Annotated in this window: 14 protein-coding genes; 7 read left to right on the top strand and 7 right to left on the bottom strand. The window is 73.8% G+C overall.

Annotated elements, in window-relative coordinates; all coding sequences use genetic code 11:
* Positions 1-35 precede the first annotated feature (35 nt).
* Both IEZ00_RS34080 and IEZ00_RS34075 read right to left on the bottom strand, forming a co-directional pair.
* A complete protein-coding gene (locus IEZ00_RS34080; protein WP_189223375.1) occupies positions 36-428 on the bottom strand; it encodes a DUF3224 domain-containing protein in 393 nt (130 codons plus the stop codon).
* A 129-nt stretch (positions 429-557) separates the two neighbouring features.
* Entirely contained in the window at positions 558-935 is a 378-nt protein-coding gene (locus tag IEZ00_RS34075) for a VOC family protein (RefSeq protein ID WP_189223374.1), read from the bottom strand.
* A 290-nt stretch (positions 936-1,225) separates the two neighbouring features.
* Here IEZ00_RS34075 and IEZ00_RS34070 point away from each other — a divergent pair, with 290 nt between their 5' ends.
* Positions 1,226-2,164: a Crp/Fnr family transcriptional regulator gene (locus IEZ00_RS34070; protein WP_189223373.1), complete on the top strand. Its 939-nt coding sequence runs from the start codon at positions 1,226-1,228 to the stop codon at positions 2,162-2,164.
* Positions 2,165-2,223: 59 nt separating this feature from the next.
* On the opposite strand, the gene IEZ00_RS34065 is transcribed toward IEZ00_RS34070, so the two are convergent.
* Genes IEZ00_RS34065 through IEZ00_RS34045 form a run of 5 tightly spaced genes read right to left on the bottom strand, consistent with a single transcriptional unit; the run spans position 2,224 to position 7,222 of the window.
* Positions 2,224-2,937 (bottom strand): PIG-L deacetylase family protein, encoded by a 714-nt coding sequence (locus IEZ00_RS34065; protein ID WP_189223372.1) that lies wholly within the window; start codon positions 2,935-2,937, stop codon positions 2,224-2,226.
* A gap of 27 nt (positions 2,938-2,964) precedes the next feature.
* Positions 2,965-4,200 (bottom strand): beta-ketoacyl synthase N-terminal-like domain-containing protein, encoded by a 1,236-nt coding sequence (locus IEZ00_RS34060; protein WP_189223371.1) that lies wholly within the window; start codon positions 4,198-4,200, stop codon positions 2,965-2,967.
* Positions 4,200-4,451 (bottom strand): phosphopantetheine-binding protein, encoded by a 252-nt coding sequence (locus tag IEZ00_RS34055; RefSeq protein ID WP_189223370.1) that lies wholly within the window; start codon positions 4,449-4,451, stop codon positions 4,200-4,202. The genes IEZ00_RS34060 and IEZ00_RS34055 overlap by 1 nt, the downstream gene beginning before the upstream one ends.
* A 13-nt stretch (positions 4,452-4,464) precedes the next feature.
* Positions 4,465-5,430 (bottom strand): chlorinating enzyme, encoded by a 966-nt coding sequence (locus tag IEZ00_RS34050; protein ID WP_189223369.1) that lies wholly within the window; start codon positions 5,428-5,430, stop codon positions 4,465-4,467.
* A gap of 1 nt (position 5,431) precedes the next feature.
* The gene (locus IEZ00_RS34045) at positions 5,432-7,222 is read right to left on the bottom strand and encodes a non-ribosomal peptide synthetase (protein ID WP_189223368.1); all 1,791 of its coding nucleotides are present in this window, start codon (positions 7,220-7,222) and stop codon (positions 5,432-5,434) included.
* A 195-nt stretch (positions 7,223-7,417) separates the two neighbouring features.
* On the opposite strand from IEZ00_RS34045, the gene fabD (IEZ00_RS34040) reads away from it, so the two are divergent.
* Genes fabD (IEZ00_RS34040) through fabD (IEZ00_RS34015) form a run of 6 tightly spaced genes read left to right on the top strand, consistent with a single transcriptional unit; the run spans position 7,418 to position 15,716 of the window.
* Positions 7,418-9,724 carry an ACP S-malonyltransferase gene (fabD, locus tag IEZ00_RS34040; RefSeq protein ID WP_189223367.1) on the top strand — a complete coding sequence of 769 codons (2,307 nt, stop codon included), beginning with the start codon at positions 7,418-7,420 and terminating at the stop codon, positions 9,722-9,724.
* A complete protein-coding gene (locus IEZ00_RS34035; RefSeq protein ID WP_229795525.1) occupies positions 9,721-10,518 on the top strand; it encodes a thioesterase II family protein in 798 nt (265 codons plus the stop codon). The genes fabD (IEZ00_RS34040) and IEZ00_RS34035 overlap by 4 nt, the downstream gene beginning before the upstream one ends.
* A 45-nt stretch (positions 10,519-10,563) precedes the next feature.
* Positions 10,564-11,463: a DUF6039 family protein gene (locus tag IEZ00_RS34030; RefSeq protein ID WP_189223366.1), complete on the top strand. Its 900-nt coding sequence runs from the start codon at positions 10,564-10,566 to the stop codon at positions 11,461-11,463.
* 28 nt (positions 11,464-11,491) lie between these two features.
* Positions 11,492-12,724, top strand: a complete 1,233-nt coding sequence (locus IEZ00_RS34025; RefSeq protein WP_189223365.1) for a hydroxymethylglutaryl-CoA synthase family protein — start codon at positions 11,492-11,494, stop codon at positions 12,722-12,724.
* Complete coding sequence (locus tag IEZ00_RS34020; RefSeq protein WP_189223364.1) at positions 12,715-13,473, top strand: enoyl-CoA hydratase-related protein; 759 nt, start codon at positions 12,715-12,717, stop codon at positions 13,471-13,473. The genes IEZ00_RS34025 and IEZ00_RS34020 overlap by 10 nt, the downstream gene beginning before the upstream one ends.
* A 20-nt stretch (positions 13,474-13,493) precedes the next feature.
* Complete coding sequence (gene fabD, locus IEZ00_RS34015) at positions 13,494-15,716, top strand: ACP S-malonyltransferase (RefSeq protein WP_189223363.1); 2,223 nt, start codon at positions 13,494-13,496, stop codon at positions 15,714-15,716.
* Positions 15,717-15,735 lie beyond the last annotated feature (19 nt).

Genomic DNA, 15,735 nt, shown 5'->3' with positions numbered 1-15,735 from the left:
CTGGACGTGGCCGTGGCCGTGGCGCGCCGGACGGCTCAGGCGATGTCGTACTCCAGGGTGATCGCGCCCACCCGCGTGCCCTCCGACCGGTACTCGCCCGATCCCGACAGCCCGCTCAGCTCGTTGGTGCCCGATCCGGAGACCACGGCGAGCTCGCCCTGCACCGCGCCCCCGCTGAAGGTCAGGTGGGCCCGCAGCACGAACGAGCCGAACCGGCCGCCGACGGCCCCGGTGACCCGGAACAGCCCGACGATCTCGGCCTCGGACTCGGTCGGGTGCGCCATGAGGAACTCCGCCATGGCCTCGCCGTCGACGTCACCGGTCAGCCGGTGGCGCGACGTGGTGCGGGTGACCATGACGCCGTCGCCGTCCAGCGGGTTCTGCTCCCACGTCAGCACCTCGAACCCGCTCTTCGCCTGTGTGCCCACCAGTCTCTCCTGACCTCGTGCGGTTCCGGTCGACTGGCAAGGTAGGGCGACCGCCGGAGGCGGGCAGCTCAACAGTGAGCACATCAACGGTGAGCACGCGACGACGAGCGCGCGGCCCGCCGCGCGGGGTCAGCTGCCGCCGAAGCGCGCCAGGCAGAACGGGTGCCCGGCCGGGTCCAGCATCACGCGCCAGCGCTCCGCGTTCGGCTGGGGCTCCGGCTTGGTGCCGCCCAGCTCCAGCACCTGCCGCTCCGCCTCGTCGAGGTCGGCGACGTCGATGTCGAGGTGGATCTGCTGCGGCACGTCCTGGGTGGGCCACTGCGGCGGGCGGTAGTCGGCCACCCGCTGGATGGCGATGGCCACCCCGCCCTCCGGCCCGGACAGGTAACACCCGTCGTCGTCGTTGTGCACGATCTCCAAGCCAGTCAGGCCGCGGTAGAAGGCCGCGAGGTTCTTGGCGTCGGCGCAGTCCAGGGTCACCGCGGCCAACCGCCCCACTGCAGTCATCGTAGAACTACCTCCAGTTACGTGTCGGATACCGAGCGGAACAGTACCAACAGAGTTCTGGAGGTACTACCCACCCGCACCGGGGATTGACTGCGGATGAGCGAACGTCGCAAACCGCCCAACGCGCGTCGGGTCGTTGACATCGGCCAATACGGAGTGGTAGCCATGGGGGAGCCCATTTTTGGGGAATCTACCGGAAAATTCTTGCAGACCAGGTTGCGAAATCGGTAGAGGTTCCGTCTGCCGTTGGCAACCTCATCTCCGCCGCACACATGGGGGAAATACCAGCGATGGAACCGCGATGTCTGCAGCAACAGCCCGGCCGGGAGGACCGCGACGGCGGCTTCCTGATGCACCTGCTCCCCGGCTCCAGGGGTACGACGGCCTCGCTCACCCTGGAGTCCTATCCGCAGAATTCCCTGCGGTGCGGCGACATGCACGTCGTCGGCCGACTCGACCACCTGGAGTCGTTCACCCCCGACCCGACTGACGACGGGACGCTCCCCGGCGTGCCGCTGCCCAGGGTGGCGCCCGAGCGGCTGGCCGGGTGCGCCCCCGCGCAACGACCGACGCGGACCCCCGCCGGGAGGTTGGCCGAACGACTGCGCGCCACGGGCCTGCCCACGCCGACGCTCCGACTGCCGCAGCACGACAGCCTCTACAACTGCGGCGAACCGGGCGATGCGCTCTACACCATCGAATCCGGGTGCGTCAAAACGATGACCTACTCCGCCGTCGGGAAATTCTGCCTGCTCGACATCCACACCGCGGGCGACTTGATCGGGGAGTCCTGCCTGCTCGGCCGCGGGCGAACCGAAACGGCCACCGCGATGTTGCCCACCGTGCTCCGCACGGTGCGCCGCGATCATTTCGTGGATTCACTGTCCGACGGCTCCCTGCGGGCGGAGGTGCTGCGCTACCTGGCCGACCGCATCGCCCAGCAACAGAAAACGATTTCCCTTTTCGTTACGCTGGACAGCGAGCGCAGGCTGGCGGCCACTCTGCTGCGCCTGGGCCGCAAGCTCGGCGTGCGGCGCGGCGAGCTGCTGCTGCTCCCCCACCGGATCACCCACGAGGAGCTGGGTGGCCTCGTCGGCACCACCCGCTCCAGGGTCGGCTACTTCCTCAAGCGGTTCCGCGACATCCGGCTGGTCGAGGCCACCGGTCCGTGGCCGCTGGCGGTGCACGAGCGCCGGATCGCCGACTACGTCGAGGACCCCGACCTCTGAGTGGGGACCGCGCGGACCCGTGAGCGCTTGTGCCGATCCCCGGCACAAGCGCTCACGTTTCACCGCGCGTAGAGCTCCAGGGCGATGGCGGGGCGGTCGCCGAACCTCTTCCCCACCTGCCGGGCGAACCCGGTCATCGGACCGCGCACGTCGGTGATCGGGGGGTTGAGCCCGGCGAGGTAGCTGCGGTGCGCCTCCAGCGAGGCGATGCCCGCCTCCAGGGTGTCGGTGACGTCAACCGCGTGGGTGGGGTGCGGCGACTGCGCGATGGCGACGTAGCGCACGTGCCACGGCGACGGGCCCGCGTCGGGGAACACCCACCGGTTGCCCGCGTCGCCCACCGCGTCGATCAGCGCGCGGCCCGCGTTGCGGTGGTCCGGCGAGTTCCACTTCCCGCTGATGGTCAGCTCGTGGTGGTTGAACCCGATGACCAGGTCCGGCCGGTGCTTGCGCAGCGCGGCGGTGATGTCGCGGCGCAGCGCCACCCCGTACTCCAGCACCCCGTCGGGGTGGTCGAGGAACTCCACGTCCTTGACCCCGACCAGTGCGGCGCTGGCGCGCTGCTCCTGCTCCCGCAGCCGGGCCGCCTCGGCGGGCTCGACCCCGTCGATGCCCGCCTCGCCCCTGGTCAGCAGCAAGTAGTGGACGGCCTTGCCCGCCTCCGTCCACGCCGCCACCGCGGCGGCCGCCCCGAACTCGATGTCGTCGGGGTGGGCCACCACCGCCAGGGCCCGCTCCCAGTCCTCCGGCATCGGCTGCAACTGGTCCGACATCTCTTCCTCCCGTGACGCCTGCGCGACTCACCCGGCCGGCCTGGTGAACACGACCGCCGAGTTGAACCCGCCGAAACCGAAACTGCTGGACAGAGCCACCTCGACCGGCATCGACCGGGCCACAGGGCCCGCGAACCGCACCTCCGGGTCGATCGGGTGGTCGAGGTTGGCGTTGGGATGGGCGAAACCCCCGTCGAGCTGCACGACCGCGGCCACCGCCTCCACCACGCCCGCGGCGGTCAGGCAGTGCCCGGTCAGCCCTTTGGTGGAGTTGACCACGGGCACGCGGAAATCCACCCCCAGGGCGGCCCTCAGCGCGCGGACCTCCGTCGCGTCGCCCAGCGGCGACGCCGAGCCGTGACCGTTCACATAGGACAGCTCGTGCGGTCGGACGCCCGCGCGCCGCAGCGCCCCTGCGATGACGGCCGCTTCGACCTCCTCGTCGGGATCGGCGAGGTTGTTGGCCGCCAAGCGGGTCACGCCGCCCGCGAAAGCGGCGACCGCCGCCACGCCGCGCCGCCGGGCGGTGGCGGCGGACTCCAGCACCAGGCAGGCGCTCCCCTCGCCTGGGACGAAACCGCGGCGGCCCGCGTCGAAGGGGCGGCACATCGCGGTCGGGTCGCCTCCCGGCGGCGCCATGGCGCCCAGCGCGGTCAGCGCCCGCCGCTCCAGAGGACCGAGTTCCAGCATCGCACCCACCACGAGGCAGGCGTCCACCTCGCCGGAGGACACCAGCCGCGCCCCCGCGACCAGGCCGACCGACCCCGACGCCGACGCCCCGCCCACGGTGCAGCCCTCGCCCGTGGTGCCCAGGACCGCGCTGAGCGTGCCGACGTGGTCGGTGTCCAGCGCGCGGAGGGCGAAGCTCGGGCGCAACCGCCCCGGCCGGGTGGCGCACTCGGCCTGGGCGTCGTGGCAGTACCGCGCGGTCAGGTTGCTGCCCGCCACCACCAGGCCGACCCGCTCCGGTGGCAGGGGGCGGTCGTGCAGCTCCGCCGACGCCCACGCCTGCAGCGCCGCGACGACCGCGACCCTCAGCGGCAGCGGCGACCGCGCGGCCACGCGGGTCGCGCGGTCGCGCAGCCGCGCGGGCAGCTCGCGCAGGCGGTGGACCTCGTCCGGGAAGGACCACCCGGTGATCCGCGCACCCGCCGGGTCGGTGATCCCGGTCCGGCCGCCGCGCAGCGCCTCGGTGAAGGACGGCACGTCCCGCCCGATCGCGCTGACCACGCCCATCCCGGTGACCACGACCCCCGGCGGCATCAGCAGTGCCTCACCAGCAGCCGGACCAGGTCGCCGATGTCGGCGACGCCGCCGAACTCGGCGACGGGCACGGTGATGCCGAGGTCGTCCACGGTCATCGCCGCCACGTCCGCCCGGTCGATGCTGTTGCAGCCGAGGTCGGCCAGGGACCGATCCGGCGTGATCAGCTCGGGGTCGAGGTCCGGCACGACCGCCAGGACGTTGCGCCTGACCGCCTCCAGGACCGCCGACTCGTCCACCGCGCCGCCCACCGCGCCTCCCCGATCAGCCGTTGGCCGCGCCCACACCGGACGCGCGCGTGGTGAACGGGTGCCCCAGCGTGGTGTGCGTGGCGATGCGGTTGTGCCCGTGGGTGTCCTGCCCGGACACCAGCACCGCGCCCCACTTCTCCAGCGACACCGAGCCGCCGTACTCCTCGACCACGTCCGTGTCCGGGTACACCCGCACCGAGGTCGGCACGTACCGCCCCGCGAAGCCCAGCCGCATCTCGTCGGTCTTGCCCGCGTGGGGCAGGGAGGCGTGCATGAGCGTGGACCAGAACATGATCGCCTGCCCTGGTCGCATCACCATGGACACCGCCTTGGACTCCTCCGGCTTCCAGTCCGGGTCGATCTGGAGGTCCCGGTAGTCGTAGCCGAAGAACCCGCGGCGAACCCCGTCCTTGTCCACCTTGTTGATCTTGTCCGGGTCGTAGTGCATCCGCTTGGTCTCGTCGTAGAACATGCTGCGGTGGGTGCCGGGGATGAACTGCAGGCAGCCGGTCTCCTCGTTCGCCTCGGTGAAGGCGGTCCACACCGTCAGCGTGCCGCCGAAGTCCTCGCCCTCGCCCGGCCACAGGATCTGCGGCTTGCCCGAGGCGTTGGCGAACGTGTCGGCCTGGTGCCAGTCGGTGCCCTCGTCGCCGGGGTACTTGGGGAAGAACTCGCTGCGCCAGCACAGCACGTCGGGGCCGAGCACGCTGGCCACCCGGTCGACGATCTCCGGCCTGACGATGTGGTCGGCCAGGAACGCGTTGTCCATGTGCCGGTCGTAGTTGGCGATGTTGGTGTTGCCGGACTCGGCGGCGTCGCCCTGGTAGATGGCGTGGCTGCGGTCCATCAGCCGCATCCGCTCGCGCCGCCAGCGCGCCTTCATCTCCTCGACCTCGTAGACCTGGAAGGGGCCGAAGTAGCCACGGCTGTGGAAGCTCGCCAGCTCCTCCGCGCTCAGCGCGAAGCTGTCACCGGACATGTCATCCTCCTACCTGTTGCAAGTCGGCCCGCCGGGTTCGCGCGGCAACGCAGCCGGCCAGGCAGGTGATCGTGGGCTCCTCCAGCTCCGCACCGGTCAGCCCGGCGCGGAACCGGTCGTTGACGGCGGCGATGATCCGCGCGAACGCCAGCGAGGTGACGCCGTGCTCGAACAGATCGTCGTCCGGGCCGATGGACGGGCGGCCGGTGATCTCCGCGACGATCGCGCGCACCACCGCCTCGTCACCGCTCGCGCCGTCGCCCGGCACCGCGCTCGCTCCGGTCGCCGCCGACCGCAGTGCCGCGCGGTCGAGCTTGCCCTGCGGGGTCAGCGGGAGGTCGGTGACGACCCGGTAGTCCGAGGGGCGCAGGTGGGCGGGCAGCCGGGCGGCGAGCCGGGCCAGCTCCCCGGCCAGGCGGTCGACGTCCCGGTCCGGCCGGTCGACCGCGGCCGCCACGACGGCCAGCAGGCGCACGTCGCCGTCGCCGTGGTCGTCGTCGACCACCACCGCGGCGGTGATCTCCGGGTGCTCCAGCAGCACCGCCTCCACCTCGGCGGGTTCGACCCGGTAGCCGCGCACCTTCAGCTGCCGGTCGGTCCGGCCGAGGTAGCGCAGCTCTCCGCCGACCCGGACGGCCAGGTCGCCCGAGCGGTACCAGCGCACGCCCCCCAGCTCGACGAAGCGCTCCGCGGTCAGCTCCGGCCTGCCGAGGTAGCCCGAGGCCACGCCCGGCCCGCTGACCAGGATCTCGCCCGGCGTGCCATCGGGGACGGGACGGCGGTCCTCGTCGAACAGCTCGACCCGCACCAGGGGCAGCGGCGCGCCGAGGGGGCTGACGTCGGGGTGGTCCAGGTCGGCGGCCTCGATGCGCCGCAGGGTGGCGTGCACCGTGACCTCGGTGATGCCGTACATGTTGACCAGCTGCGGCGACCGGTCGCCGTGCCGGGCGATCCACGGGCGCAGGACGCCCATGTCCAGCCGCTCACCGCCGAACACCACCAGCCTCAGGCTGTCCGCCCCGTCGACCTGGTCCACCAGTCTGCTGAACGCCGACGGGGTCTGGCTGAGCACGGTCACCCGCTCGGCCGCCAACAGCTCGGCGAAGCGGGCGGGTGTCCTGGCCACGTCGGTGTCGACGACGACCAGCCGCCCACCGTGCAGCAGGGCTCCCCACATCTCCCAGACGGAGAAGTCGAAGCTGATCGAGTGGAACAGCGTCCACACGTCCAGGTCGTCCAGCTCCAGCGCGGGGCCGGTCTGCTCGAACAGGCCGATCACCTGCTCGTGGGTGATGGGCACGCCCTTGGGCACACCGGTCGACCCCGACGTGTGGATCACGTAGGCCGGGTCCGCGGGCCCGGCGGGCTCGTCCTGGACGGGCTCGTCACCCGAGGGCCACTCCTCCTCGCGGTCGAGCAGCAGCACCCGGCGGCCGGGGCCGTCCACGGCGGACGCGACCGCGGACACCGAGACGATGAGGTCCACACCGGTGTCGCGGAGCAGGAAGTCGATCCGCTCGACCGGGTAGGCCGGGTCCAGCGGCACGTAGGCGCCGCCCGCCTTGAGGATCGCGAGCACGCCGACCACGAGGTCGGCCGAGCGGTCGACGCACAGGCCCACCAGCGAACCGCGGCGCACGCCCGCCCGGCGCAGCGCCGCTGCGGCCCGGTCGGCCGACGCGTTGAGCTCGCCGTAGGTCAGCTGCCGCTGTCCGCTGACGGTGACCGCCGCCCGGTCCGCGAAACGGGCGGCCTGGCGTTCGAAGAACGTGTGCAGGCATCGCGCAGTCATCTAGCACCTCTCTGTCGGGGCCGGGGTGCGGGCGACGCGGCGGACCGGGATCCCCTTGCGTCGTCAGGACGCTAACCACGTCCGGCGACCGCCTCTGCTCACTTTTATTCAGCGCCGGGAGGTCGCGCCGGGGCGCAGTGTTGAGCAGCACCCCGGCAGGCCGCCTCCTACGGTCCGGGCGACGGAGGAGGTGCGATGAGGGCGTGGCTGTACCCTGGGCAGGGCTCCCAGCACCGCGGGATGGGGGCGGGGCTGTTCGAGCGGCACCCCGATCTGGTGGCGGTCGCCGACGCCGTGCTCGGCCACTCGGTCACCGAGCTGTGCCTGGAAGACCCGCACGACCGGTTGGGCGACACCCGCTACGCGCAGCCCGCTCTGTTCGTGGTCGGGGTCCTGAGCCACCTCGCCATGGCCGAGGACGAACCGCCGCCGGACTTCCTGGCGGGGCACAGCCTCGGCGAGTACGTCGCGCTGTTCGCCGCGGGCAGCTTCGACTTCCCCACCGGTGTCGAGCTGGTGCGGCGGCGCGGTGAGCTGATGTCCCTGGCGACCGGGGGCGGCATGGTGGCCGTGGTCGGACCGACGGCCGGGACCGTGTCGGCACTGCTGGCCGAGGGCGGGTACGACGACGTCGACATCGCCAACCACAACGCGGCCGATCAGGTGGTGCTCTCGGGACCGCGGTCCTCGCTGGAGGCCCTGCGGCGGGAGATCCGCGCTCGCGGAGGGCGGTGCGTGCCGCTGAAGACCAGCGGCGCGTTCCACTCCCGCGCCATGCGGCCCGCCGCCGAGCAGTTCGCCCGGCACCTGGCCGGGGTGGCGGTGGCCGATCCCGCGCTGCCCGTGCTGTCCAACGTCACCGGGCTCCCCTACCCCCCTGGCTCGGTGCGCCGCCTGCTGGCCGAGCAGGTCCACCGCCCGGTCCAGTGGGCGCGGTGCATGGCGCACCTGCTCGACAGCGGGGTGACCGAGGTGGCGGAAGTCGGTCCCGGCACCGTGCTGACCGGCTTGTGGCGGTCCGCCCTGCGGTCCGCGCGCCGCCCCGCCCCGGTCGGCGACGCCGGGGGCGGCGGGGCGACCGCCGCGGCGCGCCCGGCCGCGAGCACCGCCGAACCCCGGCCCGAACAGCTCGGCTCGACCGCGTTCCGCGCCGACTACGGCCTGCGCTACGCCTACCTGGCGGGGTCGATGTACCACGGGATCTCCTCTACCGACCTGGTCATCAGGATGGGGAGGGCCGGGCTCATGGGCTTCTTCGGCGCGGGCGGCCTGCGCGTCGAGCGGGTCGACGAGGCGCTCGGCGAGATCCAGGCCGCCCTCGGGCGGGACGGCCGGTACGGCGCGAACCTGCTGTCCACACCGGACCGTCCGGACGCCGAGGAAGCCGTGGTGGACCTGTACCTGCGCCGCGGTGTCCGGCACGTGGAGGCCGCGGCCTACACCAGGATCACCCCCGCGCTGGTGCGCTACCGCTACGCGGGCGCGCACGTCGACCGGACCGGGCGACCGGTCGCGGTCAACCGCGTGCTGGCCAAGGTCTCCCGGCCGGAGGTGGCCGCGGCGTTCCTGCGACCGCCGCCGCGGGCGGTGGTGGACCGCCTGGTCGACCAGGGCCGCCTCACCGCTGCCGAGGCCGCGGTGGCGGCCTCGCTGCCGGTGAGCGAGGACCTCTGCGTCGAGGCCGATTCCGGCGGCCACACCGACGGCGGCGTCGCCCTGGCGCTGCTGCCGTCGGTGCGGCGGCTGGCGGACGAGGTCGCCGGTCGGGGCGCGGTCCGGGTCGGCGCGGCGGGCGGCCTGGGCACGCCGGAAGCGCTGGCCGCGGTGTTCCTGCTGGGAGCGGACTTCGTGGTGACCGGGTCGATCAACCAGTGCACCCCGGAGGCGGGCACGTCCGAGGCGGTCAAGGACATGCTCGCGGCGCTGGACGTGCAGGACACCGGCTACGCGCCCGCGGGCGACATGTTCGAGGCGGGGGCCCGCGTGCAGGTGGTGCGCAAGGGCACGCTGTTCGCCGTCAGGGCCAACCGGCTGCACCAGCTCTACCGCGGCTGCGGCGGGGTGGAGGAGATCGAACCGGGAACCCGCGCCGTGCTGGAGCGCGACGTCTTCGGCAGGCCGCTGGACGCGGTGTGGGCGGAGGTGCGCGACCACCTCGCGGCCCGCAGGCCCGACGAGCTGGTCCGCGCCGAGCGCGACCCCAAGCGCAAGCTCGGCCTGGTGCTGCGCTGGTACTTCCGCCACTCCACCGCGGTGGCGCTGCGGGGTGTCGAGCGGGAGCGGGTCAACTTCCAGGTGCACTGCGGCCCCGCCATGGGCGCGTTCAACCGGTGGGTCGCGGGGACCGACCTGGAGGACCGGCGGCGCAGGCACGTGGACGTGGTCGCGGAGCGGCTGATGACCGCCACCGCGCGGTACCTGCGGGAGCGGCTGGACGCCGTGGCGGGCGGACCGCTCGCCGAGCGGGCGCCCTCACCCGCCGTCGGGGTCGGCCCGTCGTGACCGGCGACTGGATCACCGGGTCCGGCGCGGGTGGCGACGCGCCGGTGCTGCTGTTCTGCGTCCCGCACGCCGGGGGCGGGGGCGGATTCTTCCGGCCGTGGGCGGAAGCGCTGCGCCCGGACGTGCGGGTGCTCCCGGTCGTGCTGCCGGGCCGGGAGCGCAGGCTGCGCGAGCGGCCGCTGACCCGCGCCGAGGACATCGTCGGGCCGCTGGCCCGCGCGGTGGCGCGGCGGGTCGACCGGCCGTTCGCCGTGCTGGGTCACAGCATGGGCTCCGTGCTGGCCTACGAGGTGGCGCGCAGACTGGAGTCCGAGGGGCACCACCCGCTGTGCCTGTTCGCCTCCGGCAGGCGGGCGCCGCACCTGCCCGCGCGGCGCCCGCCGCTGCACCCGTTGCCCGAGGCGGAGTTCCTCGACCAGGTGGGTCGGTTGAACGGCACCCCGCCGGAGGTGCTGCGCGACGCCGGGCTGCGGGCGCTGTTCACCCCGTCGCTGCGCGCCGACTTCGAGGTCAACGAAACCTACGCGCCGCTGCCGGGGCCGCCGCTGCGCTGCCGGGTCTCCGCGCTCGTCGGGGGCGCCGACCCCGAGGCCGACCTGGAGGAGGTGGCCGCGTGGCGGCACGCCACGACCGGGGAGTTCACCCTGCGGGTATTCCACGGCGACCACTTCTACCTCAAGGGCGCTCCCGCCGAGCTGCTCGCGGCCATCCGGGCGGACCTGCGGCGCGGTGTCGAGGCGGTGGCCGGTCCCCTGCTCAATCGTGAACAGCGATCCCCCGACCCGCACGGGTAGAACCGGCACCACGGACCTCCCGCCACGCACGAGAAGGGACGCGCGATGACCGCCACCACCCCACCCCGGACCGCCGCGGTGACCAGGGCGCAGGACCAGACCTCGCTCGCCCCGGACCGGCTGCTGCACACGGGCAACGCGGGCTTCGTGATCTACCGGCAGGGCCGGTTCAACTACGAGTTCGCGGAGGAGGGCCGGGGCTTCAGCGTCGACCTGCTGCGCTACATGAACGACAAGCAGGCGGGCGTGGCGAGCACCTACTGCTACGAGGAGGTCTTCGGCGTCCGGGACAGGCTGCACTGGCTGATCCACCTCCGCTCGCCCAACGAGTACCGCAAGCTGCTCGACATGGTCGACCACGACAAGCGGGTGCAGCAGATCAACACCGTCGACCGGCTGCCCGAGAAGGGCCACGGCAACTGGGAGCGCATCTTCGTCGAGGGCAGCATCGAGGAGCGCGTCCTGGTGCCCCAGCACGGCCTCGGCCACCACCACGACGAGGAGGCCGAAGTGGACAACTACGTCCCCTCCGCCCGCAACCAGACCAGCCAGCCGCTGGACGTGCAGCTCAACTCCGCCAACGCGGGCGCGATCGTGCTGCGCACCGCCCACGTGAAGTACGAGTTCCGGGAGGAGGGCAGGCTGTTCGCCTACGACTGGCAGGAGCACGTCAACCGCGAGCTGGCGGGCTCGGTCACGGTGCTGCTGTTCGAGGAGAACTTCGGCAAGCAGGACCGCATCTACTCGATGATCCACCTGCGCGAGCCGGACGACTACTGGCGGCTGGTCGAGCTGGACCGCAGCCCGGCCACCGCGGAGCGCGTCCACCGCAAGCAGCGGATCCACGACTCCAAGGGCGGCGGCACCTGGCAGCGGCTGTTCGTGCAGGACAGCGTGCGGGACACGCTGCTGCTGCCGCAGGCGCCCGGTGGCGGGAAGTCCTGATCGGACGACGAGGGGCGGGGAGGCCCGGATGGCCCTCGGCATCGAGGCGATCAACGCGTACGTCGGCCGCGCCTGCGTGGACGTGCGCGAGCTGTTCTCGCGGCGCGGGCTGAGCATGGCCCGGTTCGACAACCTGATGATGCGGCAGCGGTCGGTCGGGCTGCCGTGCGAGGACCCGGTCACCAACGCGGTCAACGCGGCCAAGCCGCTGGTCGACACCCTGTCCCCGGCCGAGCGGGAGCAGGTGGAGCTGGTGGTGGTCGGCACCGAATCCGGTCTGGACTTCGGCAAGTCCATCAGCACCTACGTGCACCACCACCTCGGGCTGCCCGCGCGCTGCCGGTCGTTCGAGGTCAAGCACGCGTGCTACGGCGGCACCGCCGCGCTGCGCACCGCGGTGGGCATCGTCGCCACGAGCGCGTCCCCGCGGGCTCGCGCCCTGGTCGTGGCGACCGACGCGCCCAGCGCGGTGTCGCGCGGCAGCTACTGGGAGCCGTCGGAGGGCGCGGGCGCGGTGGCGATGCTGGTCGGCAGGCAGGCCGGGGTCCTCCAGCTGGACCAGGGCGCCAGCGGGTTCCACACCTACGAGGTGATGGACACCGCCCGGCCCGCGACCGACGTGGACGTGGTCGACCCGGACGTGTCGCTGCTGGCCTACCTGGACTGCCTGGAGCACAGCTTCGCCGCCTACTCGGCCGCGGTGGCCGGGGTGGACGCCGTGGCCACCTTCGACGGCCTGGTGTTCCACACGCCGTTCGCCGGGATGGTCAAGGGCGCGCACCGCGCGCTGCTGCGCCGGTTCCACCCGCTGCCGCCCGACGAGGTCGAGGCTGACTTCCGGGCCCGCGTCGCCGCCTCGCTGGAGTACCCCGGCGCGGTCGGCAACCTGTTCTCCGCCTCGCTGTACCTGGCGCTGTGCTCGGCCATCGACCACGGGCCCACCGACCGGCCCCGGCGGCTGGGACTGTTCTCGTACGGCTCGGGGTGCGCGTCGGAGTTCTACAGCGGCGTGGTGCCCGCCGGCGCGGCCGAGCTGGTCGGCGGGATGGGCGTGGGCAAGGCCGTGGCGGACCGGTGCGAGCTGGCCGTCGACGAGTACGACCGGCTGGTCGAGGGGCTCGCCGACAGCGCCTTCGGCACCCGCGACGCGGTGTTCGACCCAGCGCGGTACGGCCGGGTCTACGACACCCGCTTCGACGGTCGCGGGCTGCTGGTGCTGGACCGCATCCGCGACTTCCACCGGGAGTACCGGTGGACCTGAGCCGCTCCCGCGCCGTGGCGTCCCCGCTGGTGCGCGAGGTCTGCGTCAACCGGGGCGGCCAGGCAGGCACCATCGACGACGCGCTGGTCCGGCGGCTGCACGACGAGCTGGACGCGGCCGAGGCCGACACCCGGTGCCGGGTGCTGCTGATCACCTCCGAACCGGGGGTGTTCAGCACCGGCATGGACCTGGTGGACGCCGCGCGGACCCCCGGCCCGCAGGAGTCCGGCGGCCGGTTCTTCGACCTGCTGCGGCGCTTCACGCGCACCCCCCTGGTGGTGGCCGCGGTGGTCGACGGCCGGGTCGCGGGCGGCGGTGTCGGGCTGCTGGCCGCGTGCGACCTGGTGCTGGCCACACCCCGCAGCACCTTCGCGCTGCCAGAGGCGCTGTGGGGTCTGCTGCCGTGCTGCGTGCTGCCCTTCCTGATCCGCCGCACCGGCTTCCAGAGGGCGTACGCCATGGCGCTGACCACCCGTCCCCTCGGCACCGCGGAGGCAGCGGCGTGCGGGCTCGTCGACGAGGTCGCCGACGACCCGGCCAAGGCGGTCCGGCGGCTGGTGTTCCGGGCGGGCAAGCTGGACGGGGCCACCGTGGGCGACCTCAAGCGCTACGCGGGCGCGCTGTGGGCGATCACCGACGACACCCGACGGCTCGCGGTGGAGGAGCTGGACCGGCTGATGGCGCTGCCGCGGGTGCGGGACCGGCTGACCGCGTACGCCGCGCACGGCCGCTACCCGTGGGAGAGCTGACCCGACCAGGAGGACGTGCCATGGGCGTCGCGCTGCTGTTCCCCGGCCAGGGTTCCCAGGCACCGGGCATGGGCGCCGGGCTGTTCGACCGGTTCCCCCGGCTGGTCGCCGAGGCCGACGAAGTCCTCGGCTACTCCGTGCGGGAGCTGTGCTCGGCGGAGGCGCCGCGGCTGCGCCGGACCGAGTACGCGCAGCCCGCGTTGTACGTGGTGAGCGCGCTGGCCTTTCTGGACCGGGGCGCGGACCGGCCCGCGCCGGACTACCTCGCCGGGCACAGCGCGGGCGAGTTCGCCGCGCTGTTCGCCGCCGGGTGCTTCGACTTCGCCACGGGGCTGCGGTTGGTGCGGCGGCGCGGCGAGCTGATGGGCCGCGCGCCTGGGGGCGGCATGGCGGCGGTGCTCGGCGTCCGGCTGGAGGCGCTGCTCGACCTGATCGGCGCGGCGGGCGTCGAGGGGGTCGAGGTGGCCAACCACAACACTCCCGAGCAGCTGGTGCTCGCCGGGCCGAGGGAGGCGCTGCGCGCGGTGGCCGACCTGGTCGCCGCGCGCGGCACCGGCAAGTGCGTGCCGCTCAACGTCAGCGTGGCCGCCCACTCCCGCTACATGGCCGGGGCGGCGCGGGAGTTCACCGAGGTGGTGCGCGGGGTGAGGTTCGCGGAGCCGCGCGTGCCGGTGATCGCCAACGTCACCGCCCGGCCGCACCGAAGGGACGAGATCGGCGGCGCGCTGGTGCGGCACCTGACCAACCCCGTCCGGTGGTGGGAGACGCTGTGCCTGCTCGCCGAGCGGGGTGTGGCGGAGGTGGAGGAGGTGGGGCCGGGCGAGGTGCTGTCGAAGATGTGGCGGAAGGCCCGTCCGCACCTGCCTGCGCCCGCTCCCCCGGCCGCGCCCGCTCCCCCGGCCGCGGCACCGCCCGGCCCGGCGCCTGCGCACTCCGGTGCGTTCCTGGGCAGTGCCGCGTTCCGCGACGCCTACGGGGTGCGCCACGGCTACCTGGCGGGCTCGATGGGGCACGGCGTGTCCGGCCCCGTCCTGCTGCGCGCGCTCGCGGGCGCGGGCCTCGCGGGCTTCCTCGGCACCGCGGGCCGACCACCCGAGCGCATCGACGAGGACTTGCGGGCCCTTGACGACCTCCGGGGCCGGTTCGGGATCAACCTGCCCTCCGGCGTGGAACCGCCGGAGCGGGTGGACGCGGTGGTGGAGCTGGCCCTGCGCCACGGGGTCCGTCACGGCGAGGCGTCCGGCGCGGGCGGTGTCACCGCCGAGCTGGTGCGGTGGCGGTTCACCGGTGCGCGCTGCTCACCCGGAGGCCACGCCACCCCCGGCAGGGAGCTGCTGGTCAAGGTGTCCCGCCTGGACGCGGCGAAGGCGTTCCTGCGCCCCCCGCACGCAGGTCTGGTCGACGCGCTGCGCCGGGACGGGCGCCTGACCGAGGAGGAGGCACGCGCCGCCGAGCGGCTGCCCGTGGCGGGCGACCTGGTCGCGGAGGCCGATCCGGCGTGGCTCGGCGGCGGGGCGGGCGGCGCGCTGTTGATGGCGGTCCTCGCCCTGCGCGCCGGGGCGGACCACGGACCCGGCGGGCGCGTGCGGGTGGGCGCGGGCGGTGGCATCGGGAGCCCCGAGGCCGTCGCGGCGGCGTTCCTGTGCGGTGCGGACTTCGTGGTGACCGGCTCGGTGAACCAGTGCACGCGGCAGGCGCGGGTCCCGGCGGCGGTCAAGGACCTGCTCGCCAGGGTGGACGTGGACGACACGGTGCGGGCCCCGGCGGGCGAGCTGTTCGAGCTGGGGGCCCGCAGCCGCGTTGTCCGCAAGGGCAGCATGTTCAGCGCGCGGGCCGAGGCGCTGTACCGCGCCTACCGGGAGCACCCCGGCCTGGAGGAGATCCCGGAGCGCACCCGCCGGTCGCTGGAGACCGCCTGCTTCACCGAGCCGCTCGACGCGGTGTGGGAGCGGGTGCGGGAGCGACTGCCCGCAACCCGGCGCGCCGCGGTGGAGGCCGATCCGAAGCTGCGGATGGCGGCGGTGTTCCGGTCCTACTTCGACCGCTCGCGGCGCGCGGCGCTCGACGACGCCTCCGAGGCGCCGCTGGACCTGCAGATCCCGTGCGGGCCCGCGATGGGCTCGTTCAACACGGCCGCGGCGGGCACGGCGCTGGCGGCGTGGCGGGACCGGGACGTGGACGCGGTCGCGGCGTTCCTGCTCGACGGCGCGGCCGACCTGCTCGCCCGGCGGCTCGACCGGTGAGCCCGTGCCGGCGGCCCCG

Source organism: Saccharothrix coeruleofusca, from assembly GCF_014648515.1.
Lineage (GTDB): Bacteria > Actinomycetota > Actinomycetes > Mycobacteriales > Pseudonocardiaceae > Actinosynnema > Actinosynnema coeruleofuscum.
Note: the sequence above shows the minus strand (reverse complement) of the source record. Positions and strands in the feature narration are given on the sequence as shown.